22 protein-coding genes are annotated in these 20,534 nt (G+C 73.9%); 17 read left to right on the forward strand and 5 right to left on the reverse strand.

Translation table 11 applies throughout. The features are described from left to right. Positions 1-112 precede the first annotated feature (112 nt). On the forward strand, positions 113-736 hold the full coding sequence (locus tag GA0070623_RS17160; protein WP_067306456.1) for a phosphatase PAP2 family protein: 624 nt from the start codon (positions 113-115) through the stop codon (positions 734-736). Between the two features lie 92 nt (positions 737-828). On the opposite strand, the gene GA0070623_RS17165 is transcribed toward GA0070623_RS17160, so the two are convergent. Further along, positions 829-1,557 carry a prepilin peptidase gene (locus tag GA0070623_RS17165; protein WP_231932435.1) on the reverse strand — a complete coding sequence of 243 codons (729 nt, stop codon included), beginning with the start codon at positions 1,555-1,557 and terminating at the stop codon, positions 829-831. A 544-nt stretch (positions 1,558-2,101) separates the two neighbouring features. Here GA0070623_RS17165 and GA0070623_RS17170 point away from each other — a divergent pair. The 12 genes from GA0070623_RS17170 (at position 2,102) to GA0070623_RS17225 (ending at position 11,782) form a co-directional block, all read left to right on the forward strand. Further along, entirely contained in the window at positions 2,102-2,665 is a 564-nt protein-coding gene (locus tag GA0070623_RS17170) for a hypothetical protein (RefSeq protein ID WP_067306453.1), read from the forward strand. 17 nt (positions 2,666-2,682) lie between these two features. Further along, positions 2,683-3,705, forward strand: a complete 1,023-nt coding sequence (locus GA0070623_RS17175; RefSeq protein ID WP_407937939.1) for a hypothetical protein — start codon at positions 2,683-2,685, stop codon at positions 3,703-3,705. Between the two features lie 55 nt (positions 3,706-3,760). Then, on the forward strand, positions 3,761-4,411 hold the full coding sequence (locus GA0070623_RS17180; protein ID WP_067306450.1) for an SAF domain-containing protein: 651 nt from the start codon (positions 3,761-3,763) through the stop codon (positions 4,409-4,411). A gap of 2 nt (positions 4,412-4,413) precedes the next feature. Next, on the forward strand, positions 4,414-5,217 hold the full coding sequence (locus GA0070623_RS17185) for an AAA family ATPase (RefSeq protein WP_067306447.1): 804 nt from the start codon (positions 4,414-4,416) through the stop codon (positions 5,215-5,217). Continuing rightward, positions 5,207-6,769: a CpaF family protein gene (locus tag GA0070623_RS17190; protein ID WP_067306444.1), complete on the forward strand. Its 1,563-nt coding sequence runs from the start codon at positions 5,207-5,209 to the stop codon at positions 6,767-6,769. The genes GA0070623_RS17185 and GA0070623_RS17190 overlap by 11 nt, the downstream gene beginning before the upstream one ends. After that, positions 6,766-7,665: a type II secretion system F family protein gene (locus tag GA0070623_RS17195; RefSeq protein WP_067306441.1), complete on the forward strand. Its 900-nt coding sequence runs from the start codon at positions 6,766-6,768 to the stop codon at positions 7,663-7,665. The genes GA0070623_RS17190 and GA0070623_RS17195 overlap by 4 nt, the downstream gene beginning before the upstream one ends. Continuing rightward, positions 7,662-8,525, forward strand: coding sequence for a type II secretion system F family protein (locus tag GA0070623_RS17200; RefSeq protein WP_067306438.1), 864 nt, complete (start codon positions 7,662-7,664; stop codon positions 8,523-8,525). Before GA0070623_RS17195 ends, GA0070623_RS17200 begins: the two co-directional genes overlap by 4 nt. Positions 8,526-8,554: 29 nt before the next feature. Continuing rightward, positions 8,555-8,746 carry a hypothetical protein gene (locus tag GA0070623_RS17205; protein ID WP_067306436.1) on the forward strand — a complete coding sequence of 64 codons (192 nt, stop codon included), beginning with the start codon at positions 8,555-8,557 and terminating at the stop codon, positions 8,744-8,746. Positions 8,747-8,799: 53 nt separating this feature from the next. Beyond that, positions 8,800-9,288, forward strand: a complete 489-nt coding sequence (locus GA0070623_RS17210) for a TadE family protein (protein WP_269749288.1) — start codon at positions 8,800-8,802, stop codon at positions 9,286-9,288. 137 nt (positions 9,289-9,425) lie between these two features. Continuing rightward, the gene (locus GA0070623_RS17215; RefSeq protein WP_067306510.1) at positions 9,426-9,863 is read left to right on the forward strand and encodes a TadE/TadG family type IV pilus assembly protein; all 438 of its coding nucleotides are present in this window, start codon (positions 9,426-9,428) and stop codon (positions 9,861-9,863) included. Then, the gene (locus tag GA0070623_RS17220) at positions 9,860-10,291 is read left to right on the forward strand and encodes a hypothetical protein (RefSeq protein ID WP_067306433.1); all 432 of its coding nucleotides are present in this window, start codon (positions 9,860-9,862) and stop codon (positions 10,289-10,291) included. Before GA0070623_RS17215 ends, GA0070623_RS17220 begins: the two co-directional genes overlap by 4 nt. Positions 10,292-10,435: 144 nt before the next feature. Then, a complete protein-coding gene (locus GA0070623_RS17225) occupies positions 10,436-11,782 on the forward strand; it encodes a LysM peptidoglycan-binding domain-containing protein (RefSeq protein ID WP_067306430.1) in 1,347 nt (448 codons plus the stop codon). Between the two features lie 454 nt (positions 11,783-12,236). On the opposite strand, the gene GA0070623_RS17230 is transcribed toward GA0070623_RS17225, so the two are convergent. Beyond that, on the reverse strand, positions 12,237-13,088 hold the full coding sequence (locus tag GA0070623_RS17230; protein WP_067303387.1) for a Rieske 2Fe-2S domain-containing protein: 852 nt from the start codon (positions 13,086-13,088) through the stop codon (positions 12,237-12,239). Between the two features lie 304 nt (positions 13,089-13,392). On the opposite strand from GA0070623_RS17230, the gene GA0070623_RS17235 reads away from it, so the two are divergent. The 3 genes from GA0070623_RS17235 (at position 13,393) to GA0070623_RS17245 (ending at position 15,288) form a co-directional block, all read left to right on the forward strand. Beyond that, on the forward strand, positions 13,393-14,160 hold the full coding sequence (locus GA0070623_RS17235; protein ID WP_067303384.1) for a helix-turn-helix domain-containing protein: 768 nt from the start codon (positions 13,393-13,395) through the stop codon (positions 14,158-14,160). Continuing rightward, positions 14,151-14,342: a DUF397 domain-containing protein gene (locus tag GA0070623_RS17240; protein WP_067303381.1), complete on the forward strand. Its 192-nt coding sequence runs from the start codon at positions 14,151-14,153 to the stop codon at positions 14,340-14,342. Before GA0070623_RS17235 ends, GA0070623_RS17240 begins: the two co-directional genes overlap by 10 nt. Before the next feature lie 190 nt (positions 14,343-14,532). After that, positions 14,533-15,288, forward strand: coding sequence for a crotonase/enoyl-CoA hydratase family protein (locus GA0070623_RS17245; protein WP_067303379.1), 756 nt, complete (start codon positions 14,533-14,535; stop codon positions 15,286-15,288). Positions 15,289-15,472: 184 nt separating this feature from the next. On the opposite strand, the gene GA0070623_RS17250 is transcribed toward GA0070623_RS17245, so the two are convergent. Next, the gene (locus GA0070623_RS17250) at positions 15,473-16,957 is read right to left on the reverse strand and encodes a dihydrolipoyl dehydrogenase family protein (protein ID WP_067303376.1); all 1,485 of its coding nucleotides are present in this window, start codon (positions 16,955-16,957) and stop codon (positions 15,473-15,475) included. Between the two features lie 408 nt (positions 16,958-17,365). On the opposite strand from GA0070623_RS17250, the gene GA0070623_RS17255 reads away from it, so the two are divergent. Then, complete coding sequence (locus tag GA0070623_RS17255; RefSeq protein ID WP_157517457.1) at positions 17,366-18,166, forward strand: hypothetical protein; 801 nt, start codon at positions 17,366-17,368, stop codon at positions 18,164-18,166. Between the two features lie 82 nt (positions 18,167-18,248). Here GA0070623_RS17255 and GA0070623_RS17260 read toward each other — a convergent pair whose 3' ends face one another. After that, the gene (locus tag GA0070623_RS17260; protein ID WP_067303369.1) at positions 18,249-19,571 is read right to left on the reverse strand and encodes a cryptochrome/photolyase family protein; all 1,323 of its coding nucleotides are present in this window, start codon (positions 19,569-19,571) and stop codon (positions 18,249-18,251) included. Beyond that, positions 19,568-20,479, reverse strand: a complete 912-nt coding sequence (locus GA0070623_RS17265; RefSeq protein ID WP_067303366.1) for a phytoene/squalene synthase family protein — start codon at positions 20,477-20,479, stop codon at positions 19,568-19,570. Before GA0070623_RS17265 ends, GA0070623_RS17260 begins: the two co-directional genes overlap by 4 nt. Positions 20,480-20,534: the final 55 nt, after the last annotated feature.

A 20,534-nucleotide genomic window follows, 5' to 3' on the forward strand; every position in this document is an offset into this window, starting at 1 on the left:
GCTGTGACGAAGGTCCGGCGCGACCCCGCACCGTTGCACGATGTGAGCTGTTCGGGTGTTTCCTCCACGATGACGGATCTGGACCCGGTATGAATCTTTGGTGAGGTGAGTCATGTCCTGGAACGGCACAACCGACATTCCCGATATCAGTGCGGAGTGGTACCGCGACGTCGTCGAGCTGGCCGATTCCGCCCCGACCCCGGTGCAGTGGTTCGCGGTGCACTTCACCGAGGGGGTGATCCTGCTGCTCGGGCTGCTGCTGGTGGCCGTCGCCGCACCCCGGCTGCTCCGCGCCGACCCGTGGGGTCGGGCCGTCGCCCTGGTCGCGCCGGCCACCGTCGTGCTGGCGTACGGGTGCAGCGAGGTGCTCAAGTCGCTGATCGACGAGGACCGGCCCTGCCGGGCGGCGGTCACCGTCCTGGCCGGTCCCTGCCCGGCGATCGGCGACTGGTCGTTCCCCAGCAACCACGCCACCATCGCCGGGGCGCTGGCCACCGCGATCGGGCTGCTCTCCCCCCGGTGGGGGCTGCTCGCCGCCCCGCTGGCCCTGTTCGCCGCGTTCTCCCGGGTCTTCGTGGGCGTGCACTACCCGCACGACGTGCTCGCCGGCCTGCTCCTCGGCCTGGCGGTCACCCTGCTGACCACCCTGTTGACCGCCCGCCCCCTCGCCGAGGTGCTGCGCCGGCACTCCGGCACCGCCCGCCGGGAACCGATCGCCAGCAGCCCCCGCCCGTGAGCACGACCCCGCCGATCACGGCCCGGGATCCCGGGGATCGCGGCCCGGGGATCGCGGCCCGGGGATCGCGGCCCGGGGATCGCGGCCCGGCCTCAGGCGGGGAGGAGCAGGGCGGCGCAGGTGCCGGCGACCAGGAACGGACCGAACGGCAGGTGGCTGGACCAGCCGACCCGACGGGTCGCCAGCAGGGCCACGCTGACCAGCGCCGACAGCAGGAAGGTCAGCACCAGGCCGGTCACCAGCACGCCCCAGCCCTGCCAGCCGAGCAACGCCCCCACACCCAACGCCAGCTTGGCGTCGCCGAGGCCGAACCCCCGCCGGCCGAGCAGCAGCGTGGTGGCGGCGAAGGCCAGCCCGAGCGCCGCGCCGGCCGTCACCGCGCGCAGCCACGGCCCGGCCCCCGCGCCGGCCAGCGCGGCCACCCCGAGCAGCGCCCAGGTGCCGGCGGCGGCGGGCCAGGTGAGCCGGTCCGGTAGCCGGTGCACCGCGATGTCCACCAGGACCAACGGGACCGCGCAGCCCAGCCACCAGGCCAGCGCGACCCGCTCGGCCACCGCCCCGTCGACCAGCACCAGCACCGCCACGGCCAGCAGCGACAGCGCCTCGACCGCGAACGGGGCCGCGCCGATCCGTCCCCGGCAGCGCGGGCAGCGCGCCGTCGGCCCGAGCGCCGGCAGTGGCCGGTCCAGCCCGACCGGAGCGCCGCAGCCGGGGCACCCGGCCCGGTCCGCCACCCCCGGCGGTACGGCGTACCGGGCGACCGCCGCCCGGAGCACCGGGACGACCGCCAGGATCGCCGCCACCCGCCGAACGAAGAACACGGAGAGTGACTTCCCGCCCGGGTCCGGATAACGGTCCGATATCGGGGAGGTGTCCGGAGTGGATACCGGGGCGGCCCTTACCCCCTCGGGCATCCCCGGGACGGGATTAGCGGCGACCGGGGAACGGATCGGGCGAGCCCGATCGACCCGCCCCATATCCCCCGGTGACGCGGACGGTTCGTCGGCCGGACCGATCTGATCGGAGGCCGCCCGCCCATGATCGGCCGACACCGCCGACGCTGGCCGACCACCATGGACATCGCCCACCTTCGGTCACTCCTGCCCATCACTGAGAGTGTGCGGTTGAATTGCCTCTGTTGTATCGGCGCACGTCAGCCTATGCTCGCCCCTTGGGTGGGACGCAACCCCGAGAGTCGCGTCACCAACCGCACCGGACGACACGCTCCACATGTGACACAAGATCCGCAGAGGTAAATGCGGCAGCACCCGGAGATGTCCGATCGGCATCGTCCCGGCGTACCACCGCACGCCCGGAGACCGACCACGATCGTCGCCGCCGGGTGTACCGAGGAGGGGCACGGCAATGCGTACAGGGCATTCCCGCCGCTGGACCACCTGCCTGGTCATCGCCGCGGTGGCCGGCTCCGTCGCCGGTTGCGGCGACTCACCCGGGACGACCGCCGCACCCGCCCCCCGTCCGGCGAGCGACACCCGCCAGCCCACCGAGGCGGAACGGGCCGCCGAACGAGCCGCACTGGCGGCGTACGCCGGCTATCTGGAGGCCTCCCGCGAGGCGAGCCGGACCAGCGACCCCCGCCACCCGAAGCTGACCCGGTTCCTGGCCGACCCGCTGCTCACCCGGGTCCGGGTGACCCTCCGCGAAACCCGCCGGCACGGCGCGGTCCGCACCGGGACACTCAGGTCCGACCCCTCCGTCACCGCCGTCAGCCTGGACGGCAGCCCGCCGACCGTGGAGATCCAGGACTGCCTGGACGCCACCGCCTACCGGCTGGTCTACGCCAAGGACAAGCGGGTGGTGCCCGGCTCCGGCGGCACCCGCCACCTGGCGACCGCCACCGCGACCCGCTACCCGGACGGCCGTTGGCTGATCAGCTCCGGTGCCGCCCACGAGGACCAGCCATGTTGACCCGGGAAGGAACGCCCGTGCCGACCCACCCCGCCCCCGCCGCCCCGCCCCCCGCTGCCCTGACCCACCCCGTCCCCGCCGGCCCGGGCCCCGCCGGGCGCCGTCTGTCGCGGCTCGTCGGCTGGCCGTCCGGGAAGGTCGGCGGCCTGTCCCGCCGGGCGCTCGCCGGCCTGCTGCTCGCCGTGCTGGTCGCCGTGGTCGCGCCGCCGGCCCCGGGGCAGGCCGCCGGCCCGGGGGTGGAGTGCCCGCCCGGCCAGAACGACTGCAGCGTCTGGGACGACGACCCGGGCACCCCCGGTGACCCGGGCGGTGGCAACGGTCCGGGCAGCCCGAACAGCCCCGGCGCCACCCCGAAGTGCCAGTGGGAAGGCAAGCCGCTGCCCTGCTACGACCCGGACCTCGGCTGGTTCGACAACGACAGCGGCTGCTACTACAAGGTCGCCGAACCCCAGCCGGAGGCCCCGGAGGGCCAGGTGTGGTACGCCCAGACCTGCAACGGTGGTGCCCTCGGCTCCACGACCAACGTGCTGCTCGCCGGGCCGCCGCCCGGGTTCGGCACCCCGCCCGACCCGGAGGAGCTGGCCCGCCGGGCGCTCGCCTCGATCAGCCTGCTGCCGCCCCGGACGTCGGTGGCCCCCCGGCGCAGCGTGGGGCCCGGCCTGGTCGGCCTGCCGGTCTGGATGTGGGCCAGCACCGGCCGGAGCTACTTCGGCCCGCTGCGCGCCTCGGCCAGCGACCGGGGGCTGACCGTCACCATCACCGCCGAGGTCAAGCAGATCGTGTGGAACATGGGCAACGGTAAGAAGGTCGGCTGCTCCGGCCCCGGCACGCCGTACAAGGCGAACGGCCCGAAAGCCGGCAAGCCGTCGCCGACCTGCGGCTACGACGGATACCCCAGGGCCGGCACCTACCGGGTCAGCGCCACCACCTTCTGGGACGTCCGCTGGGCGGGCGGCGGCCGCAGCGGCACCATCCCGCAGACCCGCACCAGCGGCGTCATCGACATCCAGATCAACGAACTTCAGGTGGTGACCCGGTGAGCGTCCGCCGCGCGTCGCCCTGGCGAGCCCCGCAGTCCCGAACGGAGATCGTCCAGTGAGTCTGGCCACCCGCAACGGCATCCCGGTGGATGCACCGGTCACCCCGCCCAAGGTGGTCCGGCAGCGCCGTACCCGGCCCGGTCTGCTCGGGCTCGCCGTGCTGCTGATCGCGCTGGGTGGCCTCGGCGCGGCCTTCGCGGTCACCTCGGTCCGGGCCACCGGCAGCTACCTGGCGATCGCCCGCCCTGTCGAGGTGGGCCGGGTCCTGACCGCCGACGACCTGGTCAGCGTGCAGGTCTCCGGGGGCGCGGGGCTGTCTCCGGTGCCGGCGAAGAAGCGCGACGAGGTGGTCGGCAAGCGGGCCGCCGTGTCGCTGGTCCCCGGTTCGCTGCTCACCATGGCCCAGCTCACCGACGCCCCGCTGCTCGGCCAGGGGCAGCAGCAGATCGCGCTGGGCCTGGAACCGAGCAAGGTGCCGGCCCGCAAGCTGCACCCCGGTGACAAGGTGCTGCTGGTCAGCACCCCGGACGAGGACGCCGACAACCAGTCCTCCACCACCCGGTTCACGGCCACCGTGATCGACGCGGTCACCCCGGAGAACGACGACGTGGTGGTCTACCTGGCGCTCGCCGTCCGGGACGTTCCGGCGGTGGTGGTGCTGGCCGCGCAGGACCGGATCGCCCTCGTGCTGACCGAGGCGGCCTGACCATGGCCATCATCGCGCTGGTCTCGGCGAAGGGGTCGCCCGGCGTCACCACCACGGCGCTGGCCTGCACCCTGAGCTGGCACCGGCGGCTGGTGCTCGCCGAGTGCGACCCGGCCGGCGGCTCGGTGCTCGCCGGCTACCTGGGCGGCGCGCTCGACGGACCACGCGGCATCGGTGAGCTGGCCGTGGGTGAGCTGCGCGACGGCAGCCTGGAGGCGACGTTCTGGTCCCAGCTGGTCGACCTGGACGCGCCGAGGCGGGAGCGGCTGCTGCTGCCCGGCGTGGTGGACCCGGCGCAGGCCGGCAGCGTCGCCCCCCTGTGGCAGCGGTTCGCCGACTTCTTCCGCACCCTGGAGAAGGGCCGCCCCGGCTATGATGTGATCGTCGACTGTGGACGACTTCAGGTCTTCGGGCCGCCGTGGCCGTTGCTGCGCGCGGCCGACGTGGTGCTGCTGGTGACCCGCGCCCAGCTACCCGGCCTCTCCGGCACCCGGTCGATGATCCGGGCCATCGAACGGGACTTCACCGACCACCGGGTGCCCCCGGGCACACTGCGGCTGGTGGTGGTCGGCGACGGCCACGGCAACGGCGAGATCGGCAAGGCCCTGGGGATGCCGGTGATCGCCCGGATGCCGGAGGACCGGCGTACCGCGCAGGCGCTCAGCTTCGGCGGCACGGTCCGCGCCGGACGCCCGCTGCTGCGCGCGGCGGCGGCGCTGGAGGCCCCGGTCCGGGAGCTGCTGGAGCAGCGGCGGGCCCGACTGGCCTGGCCCACCCCGGCACAGGGGGTGCCGGATGCGGTTTGAGCCGGTCTCCCACGACCCGCGCACCCCACCGCCGGGGGTCACCTCCACCATGCCGCCGCTGCCACCGGTGAACGGCCGGCACCACGCCCCCGCACCGCCGCCGACCACCGGCACCGCCGCCGCCCCGCCCACGTCCGCGCCCGCGCCCGCCCCGCCCCGGCCGAAGGTCGACTTCGCGCTCGTCCGGGAGCTGCGTCGGGAGCTGAGCGAACGGCTCACCCAGTGGCAACGCGGCCGGGAGTTCGACGCCGACGCCGAAGAGGTCGAGCGGGCCCGGCTCGCCGTCGCCGTGGTCTCCGGCTACGCCGACGCGGTACGCCGGGCCGGCACCCCGCTCAGCGCCGACGAGGAACGGACCCTGCTCGACCAGGTGACCGCCGAGCTGGTCGGGCTGGGCCGGCTACAGACCCTGCTCGTCGACGACTCCATCGAGGAGGTGCACATCCTCGGCTGCGACCAGGTACGCATCACCCGGCACGGCGGCGGCGTCGACTGGGGCGAGCCGATCGCCGACAGCGACGACGAGCTGGTGGAGATCCTCCAGGCGGCGGCCCGCCGGGCCGGGGCCACCGAGCGGTCGCTGTCCACCTCCAAGCCGACGCTGGACCTGCAACTGCCCGACGGCAGCCGGTTGGCTGCGGTGTTCCTGGTCAGCCACCGCCCGTACGCGGTGATCCGCAAGCACAACACGCTGGACGTCAGCCTCGACGACCTGGCCGGCAGCCGCCCCGACCTGGACGAGATGATCGACCCGCTGCTGCGCGACTTCCTCCGCGCGTCCATGCGGGCCGGGCTCAACATCATGGTCGCCGGGCTGGCCGGGGCCGGCAAGACCACTGTCATCCGGGCGCTGATGGACGAGATCCCGCCCGACGAGCCGTACGTGCTGCTGGAGGAGAGCCGGGAGCTGCTGCCGGCCCGCCGCGGCGACAAGCACCGGGCGGTGATGAGCTTCGAGTCCCGGGAGGGGCACGGCGAACGCGGTCTGGACGGTCGCCCGGCCGGCGAGGTGAGCATCGCCGACCTGATCCCGGTGTCGCTGCGGATGGGCGTGCTGCGGATCATCGTGGGCGAGGTCCGGTCCCGGGAGATCGTGCCGATGCTCCAGGCGATGACCACCAGCCGTGGGTCGATGTGCACCATCCACGCCCGTACCCCGGCCGGGGTCAGCGAGCGGATCATCGAGCTGGCGCTGGCCCACGGCCGGGAGATGACCGTCGACCAGGCCCGCCGGATGGCCGGCAACGCCCTCGACCTGATCGTCTACGTCACCGTCGAGGACGAGACCGCGATCGGCGGGCGTAAACACCGGTTCGTCTCCCACGTGGAGGAGGTGATCGGCGTCGGCGACGCCAACCGGATCACCACCACCACCGTCTTCGGTCCCGGCCCGGACGGTCGGGCCATCCCCCGCCACCTGCCGGAACGGGTCCGGGGGCAACTGCTGCGGGTCGGCTACGACGCCCGGCTGCTGTCCCGCTTCATCGAGGCCGGCGCGGGCGCGTGGCGTCGCCCCCGGCACAGCCGCCTCGCCCCGGTGGTGCGCCGATGAGCACCATCGAACTGCTCGCGGTGGTCTCCGGGGCGGCCTGCGTCGGCGGGCTGGTGCTGGCCGTGGTGGCGCTGTTCGGCACCACCGAGCCGACCCGGCCGGCCAGGAGCTCGACCACCGGGCTGCGCCGGCTCTGGCTCGGTTCGGGGACGAACCGCCGGGACCAGCGCGCCCACCAGATGACGTTGGGCGCGGCGGCGGTGGCGGGCGCGCTGGCGTTCCTGCTGACCGGGCTGCCGGTGGTGGGGCTGATCGTGGCGGTGGCCGTACCGGGGGTGCCGTGGCTGTTCGCGGTGGGCCGGGCCGAGGAGCGGGCGATCGCCCGGATCGAGGCGGTCGGCGAGTGGACCCGTCGGCTCAAGGACGTCTCCAACACCGGGCAGGGCCTCCAACAGGCGATCATCACCACCATCGCCACCGTCCCGCACGAGGTCGAGGAGGAGGTACGGCTGCTCGCCGCCCGCCTCCAGGCCGGCTGGACGGCCCGGTCCGCCCTGCTGGCGTTCGCCGACGAGATCGGCGACCCGGTCTGCGACCAGGTGGTCGCCGCGCTGATCCTGCACCTGACCGACCGGGGCGAGCGCCTCGGCGACGTGCTCGGTTCGATCGCCGCCGCCGCGTCCGCCGAGGTGGCCACCCGGCGCGAGGTGGAAGCCAAGCGCACCCAGCCCCGGTTCGCGGTCCGCTTCCTCACCGGGATGACCCTGGCGGTGCTGGCGTACGGGCTGGTCAACACCGAGTACATCCGGCCGTACGGGACGTTCTTCGGCCAGGTGCTGATGGCGATGCTCGGGACGGCGTTCGTCGCCCTGCTGGTCTGGGTGCGCTCGATGAGCCAGCCCCCGCCGCCGCCCCGGTTCCTGCCGAGGCCCGACCCGGCGGAGCTGGTCGCATGACGCTCAACTGGCAGCTCACCATCGCGGTGCTCGGCGGGGCCGCCATCGGGCTCGGCCTGTTCCTGCTGGTCCGGGAGGCGCTGCCGGCCTCCCCGGCGCTCGGCCCCGCGCTGCGCCGACTGCACCAGCCCGCGGGTGTCACCGTCACCGCCGGGCGGGGGCCGGACTGGCTGGGTGGTTTCTCCCGTTGGCTGCGCCCGCCGCACCGCCAGCTCGCCCTGCTCGACCAGACCCCCGAGCAGTACGCCATGTCGATCCTGCTCTCCGCCCTGGTCGGGCTGGCCACCCCCACGGTGGCGGGGGCGCTGCTCTTCCTGGCCGGGGTGAGCATGCCGGTGGTCGTACCGGTGCTGGGCGGTCTGGGGTTGGCGCTGGTCTGCGCGCTGCTCGCGCACCGCGCGGTGCTGACCAAGGCGGACGCCGCCCGGGAGGAGTTCCGCGCGGCGGTCTGCACCTACCTGGACCTGGTGGCGTTGCAGTTGTCGGCGGCGCACGGCCCGGTGCAGTCCCTGGAACGGGCCGCGGCGGTCTGCGACGGCTGGGTGTTCGCCCGCATCCGGGAGTCGCTGCGGATCGCCCAGATGCAGATGCACTCGCCCTGGGACGAGTTGCAGGAGCTGGCCGAGAAGATCGGCATCGCGGAGCTGGGTGACGTCGGAGCGATCATGCGGTCCTCGGGCAGCGAGGGCGCGCAGGTGCACGAGACGCTGCGCAGCCGCGCCGAGTCGCTCCGCGACCAGATCCGCACCGACAACCTGGCCCGTGCCGAGGGCATCACCAGCCGGCTGGACATTCCCGGCTCGCTGCTGGTCTTCGTGCTGCTGGCGTTCGTCCTCTATCCGTTCGTCGCCCGCCTCTGAGCGATCCACCCCGAGAAGGAGCCCTCCCCATGCAGCTCGTCACCTTCCTCTACGTCGCCACCGTCGCCCGCCTGGCCGAGCTACGCCGCGAGGCGGAACGCGGCGACAGCCCGGTCCCGACCGCCGTCATCATCGCGGGTCTGGTCGCCGCCGGGATCGCCGTCACCGCCCTGGTCAAGACCAAGGCCGAGGGATGGATCAACGACATCCCGACCAAGTGACCGGCGTTCCCACGGTCGGCTCGCGCCGGGACCTGACAGACCGGTCCCGGTGCGTGCCCCCGTGCGCGTCCACAGCGGGGCGGGTCGCCCCGACCGGGCTACGGGCCACCGGGCACGCCGTCCCGACCGGGCTACGCGCCGCCGGCCGGGCCGCCCGCCGCCGGCTCACCGCCGGGGGTACGGACCGGGGGGCCAACCCCGTGGAACTGGCCGTGGTGATGCCGGCGGTGCTGGTGCTGCTCTTCGGCTCCGTCCAGATCGCCACCTGGTTCGTGGCCCGGTCCACGGCGATGCACGCCGCCCAGAGCGGGGTGAACGCGCAACGGGTCCTCCAGGCGCCGGCCGGGGCCGGTGAGTCCCGCGCCAAGCACTTCCTGGGTGCCGCCGGGGACTGGCTGGTCGGCGCGAGGACCACCTGTGCCACCACCGCCACCGAGGTGACCTGCACGGTCACCGGGAAGTCCCTGAGCGTCATCCCGGCCGTCCGGTTCGACGTGCGGCAGACCGCCCACGGCACCGTCGAACGGTGGACCGACCCGTGACCGCCGACCCGCCCCGGCGCCCCTGGCGCGACGTGCTGACCGGCCGGGCCGCACGCAGCGACCGGGCCGCCGTCCCCACCGGACGGTCCACCGCCGGCCCGTCGGCCCGGCGGGCCGCGGAGCGTACCCGGGGATCGGTGTCGGTGGAGGTGGCGGTGCTGGCCCCGGCGTTCCTCGCGCTGCTGATGGTGGCCGGGGTGGCCGGCCGGGTCGCGGTCGCCGACGAGGCGGTGGAGGCCGCGGCGCACGACGCCGCGCGGGCCGCCTCGATCGCCCGCGACGCCGGCACCGCGGAGAGCGCCGCCCGGGCCGCCGCCCGCCGGCAGCTCGACTGGCGTGGCCTCAACTGCGCCAGCGCACCCAAGGTCACGGTCTGGGGGTCCACCCTGCACTCCGACCACACGTCGGTCAACGCGGCGTTCCGCAGCCCCCTCGGCGAACCGGTGAGCATCTGGGTCCGGGTGAGCTGCACCGTCTCCTTCGCCGGCATGCGCTTCCCCGGGCTGCCGATGGGCGACAAGCGGGTCGAGGCGACCTTCGCCTCCCCCCTGGACCGTTACCGGACCCGGCGATGACCGCGCGCCCGACCGGCGACGAGGGCCGGATCAGCCTCTTCCTCGCCGTCACCATGCTCGGCATACTCGCGGTCATCGGTGCCGCGTACGACGGCGCGGGCCAACTGCGTAGCCTGCAACGCGCCGACGACCTGGCCGCCGAGGCGGCCCGCAGCGGCGGACAGGTGATCGACCGGGCCGCCGCCATCGAGGGCCGGCCCAAGGTGATCGACGAGCCGGGTGCCCGCGCGGCCGTCGCGCAGTACCTGCGCGGCAACCCCGACGTGACCGGCCAGCAGGTCAGCTTCCCGGTGGTCGCCGGCGAGAAGCAGATCCGGGTACGCGTCACCGTCGTCTACCGCCGGCACCTGCTCGGCCTGATCGGCATGGACCGCACCGTCACCGTCTCCGCCGAGGCGACCGCCCGCACCCTCACCGACCGACCATGACCCACCTGCCGCACCCTCCCCGACCGTGACCTGACTCCCCCACTCCCAGAACGTAGGCCCGCTCACCTGGTGACCCGCACCGGCGGACCGTAGGCCCGCTCATCCGGTGCCCCCGCACCGGCAGACCGTAGGAAGGAGGGCAGCATGACCACACCGCGTGGTTCCGCCGCCCGACGTACCGGGCAGTTGCTCACCGGCTTCGGGTCACTGGTGGTCCTGGTGGCGCTGCTGGCCGGCGCACCGGTCGCACTGCTCGCCTTCGCCGGCAACCCGCTGCCGGACCACCTGCCCACCCTCACCGAGATCGGCACCCTGCTGACCAGCCGGGACGACGGCCAGCTCTTCATCCGGGCGCTGGCGCTGGTCGGCTGGTTCGGCTGGGCGACGTTCGCCTTCTCGGTGCTGGTGGAGCTGGGTGCCCAGGTGACCCGTCGACAGACGCCCCGGCTGCCCGGGATGGGTCGGCAACAACGGGCGGCGGCGGCCCTGCTGGGCTCGATCGCACTGATCATCGCGGCCAGCCCGGCAGCGAGCGCGGCCGCCACCCTGACCCAACCACTACCGGCCGCCGCCGGTACCGGGGTGGCGACGACGCTCGACACCTCCCGTGCCGGTCTGGGCGCCGCCCCCAGCGCCGGCCTCGGTGGTGCCGCCCTCGGTGCCGTACCGGGTTCCGGTCTCGGTCCCATCCCGGGGGCCGGTCCCGCCCATGGTGCCGAGAAGCCGGTGTACCGGGTGGCCCGGGGCGACTACCTGGGTGAGGTGGCGGAACGCTACCTGGACGACTTCGAGCGCTACCCCGAGGTGGCCCGGCTCAACCACCTGCACGACGCCGACCGGATCCGCCCGGGTCAGCTCATCAAGCTGCCCGCCGAGGCCGACGACACCGGTGCCCGTCGGCACGCCAGCGGCCACCTGGTCCCGGGTAAGCCCCGCAAGCCGTCCCCGCGTCCACCGGCCACCACGCCCGGCAGCCCTGGCACCCCCGGCAGCCCTGGCACCCCCGGCAGCCCCGGCAGCCCTGGCAGCCCTGGCAGTCAGGCCGGCCCCCAGCAGCCGGATGCCCCCGGCACGCCCACCACCCCGGGCAAGCCGACCGGTCCGGTCACGCCCGCCACCCCGAAACCGACCAGGAAGCTCGGACCGGCCACCCCGCAGACCGCCACCCCGCAGACCGCCCAACCCCCGGCCGAACGGCCCGTCGGGGTGCCCCCGGCGATGGCCGCCGGAGCCTCCCGGGCCACCCCGGAGGACACGATCAACCGGCCGCTGGCCGTGTCGGCGGTACTGGCGGTGGCGAGCATCGTCGGCGCACAGATCGGCGCGGTACTCGGTCTGCGCCGCCGTCCCGTCCGGGTGGCCGCCGGCCGCACCTCGGCCGCACGGATCGTCGCCGCCCGGACGGCCACCGACCGCACCCCGGGCCGCTCGATCGGCAGCCGTGCCTCCGCCGCCCGGGACCTGGTGACCGGCCGCCACCGCCGCGACTGACCCAGCCCACCCCTTCCTGCCCCACCCACCCGCCCCGCCCCGCCCCACTCGCCCTCGGCCCCGCCCCGCTCGCCCTCGCCCCACTCGCCCTCGCCCCACTCGCCCTCGCCCCACTCGCCCTCGCCCCACTCGCCCTCGCCACGTTGATCAAGAGGTTTGCGTCAACTTGGAGATCAACTTTGACCTAAACCTCTTGATCAACGTGGTGATTTGACGCAAACCTCTTGATCAGCGGGATGGTCTGGCGTGAATCTCTTGGTCAACTACTGGCCGAAGAGGTACAGGGGAGGCATAAGGGGCATAGTCGGCGGGGCGAGGCGGGGTTGGCGGGGCAGGAAAGGGCGGGGCGGGTGAATGGGTGGAGCGGATGGGTGGATGGAACAGGTGGGTGTAGCGGACTGGGATGGGTGGATCGGGTGGGTGGAGCGCGGGTGGATCGGTGGGTGGGGTGGGGTTAGGGGAGGCGGGTTTGGAGGGTGCCGTCGACTATCCGGGTCGGGAGGATCTGCTGGTCGGTGGCGGAGGGGCCGTGGACGACCTCGCCTCCGTTGAGCCGGAACGCCGAACCGTGCCAGGGGCAGACCACACAGGCGTGCCCGTCGATCTCCTGGACCTCACCCTCACCGAGGGGACCACTCTGGTGCGGGCAGCGTTCCAGCATCACGGTGACCTCGTCGCCGTGCCGGTAGAGGATCACCGAGACGTCGTCCACCTCTCGGGTCACCAGTTTGCGCTGGGGCAGCCCGGCCAGTTCGGCCACCGGCTGCCAGCCGTCGCTCATCCGGTGCAGCTCCGAAACGCTCTGGCTGACCTGCGCGCCCTGCTTGTACGCCAGGTGCCCACCGAGGTACGCCCCGGCGCTGGCCGCGCCCAGTCCCAGGTAGGCCAGCGCCCGGCCGACACCGTGCCGACCGGTCAACCGGGCCGCGAGGGAACCGGCGTACAGGGTCAGGCCGACGGTGTTGGCGGCGGCATGGACCAGCCCCACCCGACGCTGGTCCCGGGAGAGTTCCGCCCAGTCGTTGAGCCCGGCCACGGCGGCGGGCACCGCGCTCACCGTGCCCAGGGCGACCAGGGTGGTGGCCGCCCGACGCTGACCGGGGAGCAGGTCGACCACTGCCGCGCTGATCCAGGCACCCACCGGCACCTGCACCATCGCCGGGTGCAGCGGATGGCCGAGGAACACGCCGTGCAGCAGGTCACGGACCCGCTGCGGGCGCAGGGTCGCCTGGACGGCACGCTGCAACCGGTCACCGGCCCGGTCCAGTGCGGTGGCCTGTTCGAGTTTCGTCATCAACGCTCGCACCTTCTCCGACTTCCCGGCTGAACCAGCGGCAAACCGGGCGGCCCGGACGAATCTGCCCGCCCGGCCCGAACCACTCGATCCCGGGAAGCCGGTGAACCGCCAGGAGCAACGACAGCCCGGCCAGCAACACCGACGCATGGCGCCGGTCATCGACGGGACGGCCCCGGACTGGACGTCGACCGCCGGGCTCTCGCACCTCCACCGGTCGCGCCGCCTTCCGCCAAATCCTGCCTCCCTGTGGTCAGACAGATACACCGCGTAGGCGTATGGTGGACGGATATTCGAGACGTCCAATGGAGAAGTCGTGAACGATGCGCTGCGCGCCGCCCTCAACGAGACCGGCTATACCACCGAATCCCTCGCCGAGCGCGTCGGTGTCGATCCCAAGACGGTGGGTCGCTGGCTGAGTGAGGGGCGGATCCCGCATGCCCGGCACCGGGTCGCCGCAGCGGAAGCGCTCCGGCGGGACATCGTGGACATTTGGCCGGACACTTCAAGACGTCGTGAGCCGGTGTGGTTCCGCCCCTGGCAGGAGATCGAACGCGACGCCCTGTCGTTGCGCTCATTCGAGTCCGCGGTAGTACCCGGTCTTCTCCAGACAGAGTCGTATGCCCGAGCCGTCCTGCTCGGTGCCGGCACCCTCCCCCGGGGGGAGGTCGACCGGCACCTGGCGGCCCGGCTCGCCCGCCAGTCCGTCCTGAAGCGCGACGATCCGCCCCAGCTCACCGTCGTCCTCGACGAGACGGTCCTGCACCGACCGGTCGGCGGCCGGCAGACCATGCACGAGCAGCTCCTCACCCTCGCCGAGGCCTGCGACCAGCCGCACGTCCGGGTGCACGTCGTGCCGGCCACGGTGGGCGAGTACGCCGGCCTGAACGGCCCCTTCGTGATCGCCACCAACCCCGACCACCGGATGGCCGGCTACCTCGACAACCAACTCCAGGGACAGGTGGTTAGCGATCTCGATGACCTCGCGGCCATGATGGCAGCGTGGGAGAACGTGCGCGGCGAAGCGCTCTCCCACTGGCAGTCCGTCGATCTGATCACGAAGGTGGCCCAGGCATGGAACTGAACGACGCACGCTGGCGCAAGAGCACCCGCAGCAGCGGCAACGGCGGAAACTGCGTCGAGGTGGCCGGCAACCTGCCGGGGGTGGTCGCCGTCCGCGACTCCAAGGACCCCGACGGCCCCACCCTGACCTTCACCCCCACCGCCTGGCACATCTTCCTCGCCCGGATCACCGACCGCGCCTGATCCCGCCCCGCACGCCCACCCGGCCGGGGTCCGGACGCCCATGATCGGTTCAACGTCGCGCAGGTAGCGACATCAAGGCCCCCGGCCGCAACAGCACCACCCACGCCGGCGGGCCGGAGCCGGGACGACGGGGGACGGCTGTCGACAGCGCCACCCACCCGGGTGGGCCGGGGTGGGGGATGCTGGGGGGATGGCTGTGCATGTTGCCCGCAACGGGGCGGTGACCACGGTGATCCTCGACCGGGCGGCGTCGCGCAATGCCGTCGACGGTCCGACCGCACGGGCGCTCGCCGACGCGTTCCGTGCGTTCGAGGCCGACCCGGACGCCCGGGTCGCGGTGCTCTGGGGCGCGGGCGGCACGTTCTGCGCGGGTGCCGACCTCAAGGCCATCGGCACCCCCAGCGGCAACCGGGTCGAGCCCGACGGCGACGGCCCGATGGGTCCGACCCGGATGTCACTGTCCAAGCCGGTCATCGCGGCGATCTCCGGGTACGCGGTGGCCGGCGGCCTGGAGCTGGCGCTCTGGTGCGACCTGCGGGTCGCCGAGTCGGACGCGGTGCTGGGGGTGTTCTGCCGACGGTGGGGGGTACCGCTGATCGACGGGGGCACCGTCCGGCTGCCCCGGCTCATCGGGGAGAGCCGGGCGATGGACCTGATCCTCACCGGCCGTCCGGTGCCCGCCCAGGAGGCGTACGCGATGGGGCTGGTCAACCGGGTGGTCGCGCCGGGTGAGGCGCGGACGGCGGCCGAACGGCTGGCCGCGGAGATCGCCCGCCATCCGCAGACCTGCCTGCGTAACGACCGGGCGGCGGTGCTGGCCGGTGCCGGCCTGACCGAGCCGGAGGCGCTCGCCACCGAGCTCGCCTACGGGATCGACTCGTTGGCGGCGGACGCCGCAGCCGGCGCGGCCCGATTCGCCGCCGGCGCCGGCCGACACGGCGAATAACCCGCCCCCGCCGACACGATGAACGAGTCACCCGGGCCAACACGGCGAGTGACACACTCTGGCCAGCACGGTGGATGACCCACCCCGGCCGGTACGGCGGGCCAGCCACCCCGGCCGGCGCGGCTGAGGGACCACGCGGCCCGGCGCGGGGGAGGAAACGCGCCGGACCGTCGTGGGTGGGGGTTCAGCTCAGGTCGTTCAGGGCGCTCTGGATAGCCCGGTGGAACGTGGGGTACGCATAGATCATGTGCCGGAGCTGGCTGACCGGGACGGCCGCGTGCACCGCCACGACCAGGGCCGACAGCACCTCGCCCCCGGCCGGGCCGACCGAGGTCGCCCCGATCAGCACCCCCTGGTCGGCGTCGGCGATCACCTTGATGAAGCCGCCGGGCTCACCCTTGTGGATCCAGCCCCGGGTGGACGACGACAGCTCGGTGAAGCCGACCTGCACGTTGATGCCCCGCTCGCGGGCCTGCCGTTCGGTGAGGCCGACCGCGCCCACCTCCGGGTCGGTGAAGGTGACCCGGGGCAGCGCCCGGTAGTCGGCGCGGGGGACGGTGCCGGCCGCGCCGCTCGGGCCGGCCGCGCCCATCGAGCCTCCGACGGCGCTGGCCGCGCCCATCGCGCCGCCCACCACGCTGGCCGTACCGCTCGCGTCGGGGCCGCCTTCGGCCCGCCGGGCGTGGTCGAGCAGGTCGGCGACCACGATCGACGCCTGGTACATGGCGATGTGGGTGAACGCGCCCTCGCCGGTCACGTCGCCGACCGCCCAGATCCCGTCGGTGACGTGCATCCGGTCGTCCACCGGCAGGTAGCGCCGGGTGGCGTCCACCCCGACGGTGTCCAGCCCCAACTCGTCCAGGTGGGCCCGGCGGCCGGTCACCACCAGCAGCTTCTCGGCGCTGAACGACCGGTCACCGGCGTACACGGTGAAGGTGTCGTCGTCGTGGCCGACCCGTTCGATCTTCACCTCGGTGGCGATCTCCACCCCGTCGGCGCGCAACGCGGCGGCGGCCACCTCGGACGACTCCGGCTCTTCGAGGGCGAGCACCCGCCCGGACGCCTCCAGCACCGTCACCGCGACCCCGAAGCGGGCGAAGACCTGCGCCAGCTCCAGGCCGATCGCCCCGCCGCCGATGATCAGCAGGGTCGCCGGCAGCTCCGCCACCTCGATCGCCTGGTGGTTCGTCCAGTACGGGGTGCCGGCCAGCCCGTCGATGGGCGGGATCGACGGGCGGGTACCGGTGCCGAGGACGATCCCCCGCCGGGCCTGGAACACCTGGTCACCGACCCGGACCCGACCGGGGCCGTCGAGTCGGCCGCTGCCGCGCAGGAACCGCCCGCCCTTGCCGGTGAACCGGTCCACCGCGGCCCGGTCGTTCCAGGTGTCGGTGGCCTCCTCCCGGATGCGTTTCGCCACCGGCGCCCAGTCGGCCCGGACCTGCGCCGACCCGGCCAGCCCGTCGACCCGCCGCGCCTCGGCCAGCGCGTTCGCCGCCCGGATCATCATCTTGCTGGGGATGCATCCCCAGTAGGGGCACTCCCCACCGACCAGGTCCCGTTCGACGCCGACGACGCTGAGGCCGGCCTCGGCGAGTCGCCCGGCCACCTCCTCGCCGCCCACGCCGAGCCCGACCACGACCACGTCCACCAGTTCCGGCTCTGCCATCCCGCCAGCATTCCGCACGACCCCACCCCCGACCACCTGTCCGCCCCGCAATTCCCGCGCCGGTGATCAGCCGACCACCCCGGCACCCCGCACCGCACCACCCCTTTGCTCCGGCTTCACCGTCCCAACCGCCGCACCGCCCTACGGCACCACGCCGCACCGCACCGCGCCCTGCAGCACCGCCGCCCCGTGCCCTGCCGAACCGTCGCACCGCCAGACCGCACCGCCGCACCGCGCTCTGCCGCACCGCCGCCCCGCCAGACCGCACCGCCGCACCCGCCTGAGCCGCTGCGCCGCGCTCCGGTCCGCCGCCTGAGGTGGTGACGGAAAGACGACCGACGATCGACGGCGTCAGCGCTGTCATCGGTCGCGCACCATGCGTACTCTTCCTTCCTCGTGGAACACGACGTGTCTGCCGCCGATCACTCCCGGGGAACCTCCGCACCCGCCCGGTCCCCCGACCACTCCAGCCTGGTCGCCAACCTGGTCACCGCCGCTGCCGGGTTCGTCAGTCTGGTGCAGGTGTTGCGGGCCGATCCGTGGTGGCCGCTGTGGGTCCTGACCGCCGCACTCGCCCTGGTCGGGCTACTGGCGTACCGGCTGCGGCAGCGCCGTTGGCTGGCGGCGTCCGTGAGTCTCGGGTTGCTGCTGCTCCTCGGCGGTGCCGGTGTCCTGCTGGCCGTCACCCGCCCCGACCACCGGACGGCGACCGCCGGCCCGACATCGACTGCTCCGACCGCCGGCCCGACGACGGCTGCTCCGGCGGCCGGCCCGACCGCCCCCGCCTCGACCACCAGCGCACCGACCTCCAGCGCACCGACCCCCACCGGCCCGGCCACGGTCCTCTTCAGCGACGTGGTGCAACTCGGCAAGAAGACCGGGGTGGAGCTGGACCGGGGTCGGGCCGAACGCCGGAACACCCAGGACGCCGACGTCGACGTCTACCTGGACTGGGGCTACATCCTCTACTCCAGTGCCCGGCACAGCGCGATGTACGACGACAGCAACAAGGGTCCGGAGCGGGACGCCGACGCGCGTTGCCGCGACTACCGGGAGTCCGGGCAGCAGAGCTTCGCGCACCACTACATCGGCGGCGGCAACCAGCAGTACTGCTTCACCACCTCGGAGGGTCACCCGGGCTGGTTGCAGGCGGTGAACACGCTGGACGACGGCGGACTGATCATCAAGGTCACCGTGTGGCGCGGGTGACGGTGAGCGCGAGGAGTGCAGCGCAGCGGGAGCCCCGCAGTCGCGAACGGGGGTGGGATCCGGGCCGGGCCGCGCGGCGGAGTCAGCGCAGCCAGACCGGGTCGGCCCCGGGCACCTCCAGCGGCGGCGGGTAGTCGAGCGTGCGACGGACCTCGGCGGGCAGTCGCCACGGCTGGTGCACGGCCTTGCCGGCCACTGTCGCCAGCTCGGGCACCCAGCGCCGGACGTACCCGCCGTCGGGGTCGTAGCGTTCGGCCTGGCGTACCGGGTTGAGCCCCCGGTAGGGGCGGCTGTCGTTGCCGGTGCCGGCCACCCACTGCCAGTTGCCGGAGTTGTCGGGCACGTCGCCGTCGAGCAGCCAGCGGGAGAAGACCGCGAGGCCGGGCCGCCAGTCGAGGCCGAGCACCTTGGTCAGGTAGCCGGCGGTGATCAGCCGGGCCCGGTTGTGCATCCAGCCCTCGGCGTGCAGTTGCCGCATGCCGGCGTCCACGATCGGCATCCCGGTCCGGCCCTCGGTCCAGGCGTCCAGCGCCGCCGCGTCGGACCGCCAGTCCTCGGTGGCCCCCCGTCGGTACGCCTTCGCCGCGATCTCCGGGAAGGCGGCCGTGACCTGGTAGTAGAAGTCCCGCCAGCAGAGCTGCCGGACGAACGGGTGCCCCCGGTCGCCGGCCCGGTTCGCCACCGCCAGCGGGGACAGGCAGCCGAACCGCAGGTACGGGCTGAGCCGGGAGGTCTGGTCGCCGGCCAGGTCGTCGTGGATGTCGTCGTACCGCTGGAGGGTCGGCAACCACTGCGTGAGCCGGCGCTGCCCGACGGACTCGCCGCCCACCACGGCGGCCGGCGACTCGCCCTTCGGCAGCGCCGGCAGCCGGCCCACCGCGACCCCGTCGGGCAGGGTGACCCGTCGGGGCGCGGCCAGCTCCTCCCGCCACCGCGCCGCCGACCAGACCCGGTGGTAGGGCGTGAACACCTTGTAGTGGTCGCCGCCGCCGGGCCGCAGCTCCCCCGGCTCGACGACGGTGACCCCGGGGAAGAGGCGCAGGAACAGCCGGTGCCGGTCACACTCGGCGCGCAGCCGGCGTTCCCGCCGGTGGGCGTGGCGACTGACGTCGGCGGAGAGGCCGATCCCCTCGGCGTCGACCTCGCGGGCCACCCGGATCGTCTCGGCCACCGGGTCGCCCCGGCGGATGACCAGGTCGCCGCCGAGCCCGCGCAGGGTGTCCCGCAGCTCGGCGAGGCTCTGGTGCAGGAACCGGGTGCGGTTGGCCGAGCGGTCGGCCAGCGCCGGGTCGAGGACGTACAGCGGCACCACCCGGTCGAAGGCGGCGCAGGCCGTCGCCAGCGCCGGGTGGTCGTGCACCCGCAGGTCGCGGGTGAACAACACCACCGCCGCACGGCCGCTCACGACACCGCCGGGCCGGGTACCACGACCGGGGTGCCGGTACGGGTCAGCAGCGCCCTCGCCGCCACCGACAGCCGTCGCCGCTGGGGCACCACGGCCCGCCGGGCGAACACGTCGTAGTCCTGGGCAGCCACCTCGTCGAGGATGCCGCCGTAGAGGGCGTAGGCGGTCCGCATGCACGCCTGGGAGGCGGGGGCGAGCAGGGTGATGCCCGGCGCGGCGGCGGCGTAGTGGGCCTGGGCGCGGGTCACCTCGTACTCGATCAGGTCGCGGATCCGGTCGGTGCTGCGGCCGGCGTCCCGGGCGGCGCGCAGGTCCTCGACGGTGACGTTGAACTTGGCCAGGTCCTCGTCGGGCAGGTAGGTGCGGCCCCGGTCGAGGTCCTCGGCGACGTCCCGGATGAAGTTGGTGAGCTGGAAGGCGAACCCGAGCTGGCGGGCCGGTTCCCGGGCGGCGACCGGGTCGGAGCTGCCGAGGATGGGCAGCATCATGGTGCCGATGACCGCCGCCGAGCCCTCCATGTAGTCGAGCAGGTCGTCGTAGGTGGGGTAGGACATGACCGTCAGGTCCATCGCCATGCTGCGCAGGAACGACGCGAAGTCGGCCCGGTCCAGGTCGAACACGGCGATGGTGTGCAGCACCGCCGGCAGCAGCGGGTCGTCGACCGGCTCGCCGTGCAGGCCGGCGACGAAGCGGGAACCCCAGGAGTCCAGGCGGGCGGCGCGTTCGGCGGGCGGCAGCTCCTCGGTGCGGTCCACGATCTCGTCGGCGTAGCGGGTGAACCCGTAGAGGGCGTGCACGTGCCGCCGTTTCCATGCGGGGAGCAGCCGGGTGGCGAGATAGTAGGTGCGCCCGTGGTGTCGGTGCAGCTCCTGGCAGCGGGCATAGGCAGCGGTGAGATCGGTGTCCACCGGACCTCCTCCGGATTCGACGCAGCAATCGACGCAACTCGTAACCCTAGGGTAC

The sequence above is a fragment of the Micromonospora rifamycinica genome (assembly GCF_900090265.1).
Lineage (GTDB): Bacteria > Actinomycetota > Actinomycetes > Mycobacteriales > Micromonosporaceae > Micromonospora > Micromonospora rifamycinica.

What these genes read in the sequence shown, in the direction of transcription:
- GA0070623_RS17160 (WP_067306456.1), top strand. Translation starts at nt 113, where the DNA reads ATGTCCTGGAACGGCACAACCGACATTCCCGATATCAGTGCGGAGTGG.
- GA0070623_RS17170 (WP_067306453.1), top strand. Translation starts at nt 2,102, where the DNA reads ATGCGTACAGGGCATTCCCGCCGCTGGACCACCTGCCTGGTCATCGCC.
- GA0070623_RS17185 (WP_067306447.1), top strand. Translation starts at nt 4,414, where the DNA reads ATGGCCATCATCGCGCTGGTCTCGGCGAAGGGGTCGCCCGGCGTCACC.
- GA0070623_RS17190 (WP_067306444.1), top strand. Translation starts at nt 5,207, where the DNA reads ATGCGGTTTGAGCCGGTCTCCCACGACCCGCGCACCCCACCGCCGGGG.
- GA0070623_RS17195 (WP_067306441.1), top strand. Translation starts at nt 6,766, where the DNA reads ATGAGCACCATCGAACTGCTCGCGGTGGTCTCCGGGGCGGCCTGCGTC.
- GA0070623_RS17200 (WP_067306438.1), top strand. Translation starts at nt 7,662, where the DNA reads ATGACGCTCAACTGGCAGCTCACCATCGCGGTGCTCGGCGGGGCCGCC.
- GA0070623_RS17205 (WP_067306436.1), top strand. Translation starts at nt 8,555, where the DNA reads ATGCAGCTCGTCACCTTCCTCTACGTCGCCACCGTCGCCCGCCTGGCC.
- GA0070623_RS17220 (WP_067306433.1), top strand. Translation starts at nt 9,860, where the DNA reads ATGACCGCGCGCCCGACCGGCGACGAGGGCCGGATCAGCCTCTTCCTC.
- GA0070623_RS17225 (WP_067306430.1), top strand. Translation starts at nt 10,436, where the DNA reads ATGACCACACCGCGTGGTTCCGCCGCCCGACGTACCGGGCAGTTGCTC.
- GA0070623_RS17240 (WP_067303381.1), top strand. Translation starts at nt 14,151, where the DNA reads ATGGAACTGAACGACGCACGCTGGCGCAAGAGCACCCGCAGCAGCGGC.
- GA0070623_RS17245 (WP_067303379.1), top strand. Translation starts at nt 14,533, where the DNA reads ATGGCTGTGCATGTTGCCCGCAACGGGGCGGTGACCACGGTGATCCTC.
- GA0070623_RS17250 (WP_067303376.1), bottom strand. Translation starts at nt 16,957, where the DNA reads ATGGCAGAGCCGGAACTGGTGGACGTGGTCGTGGTCGGGCTCGGCGTG.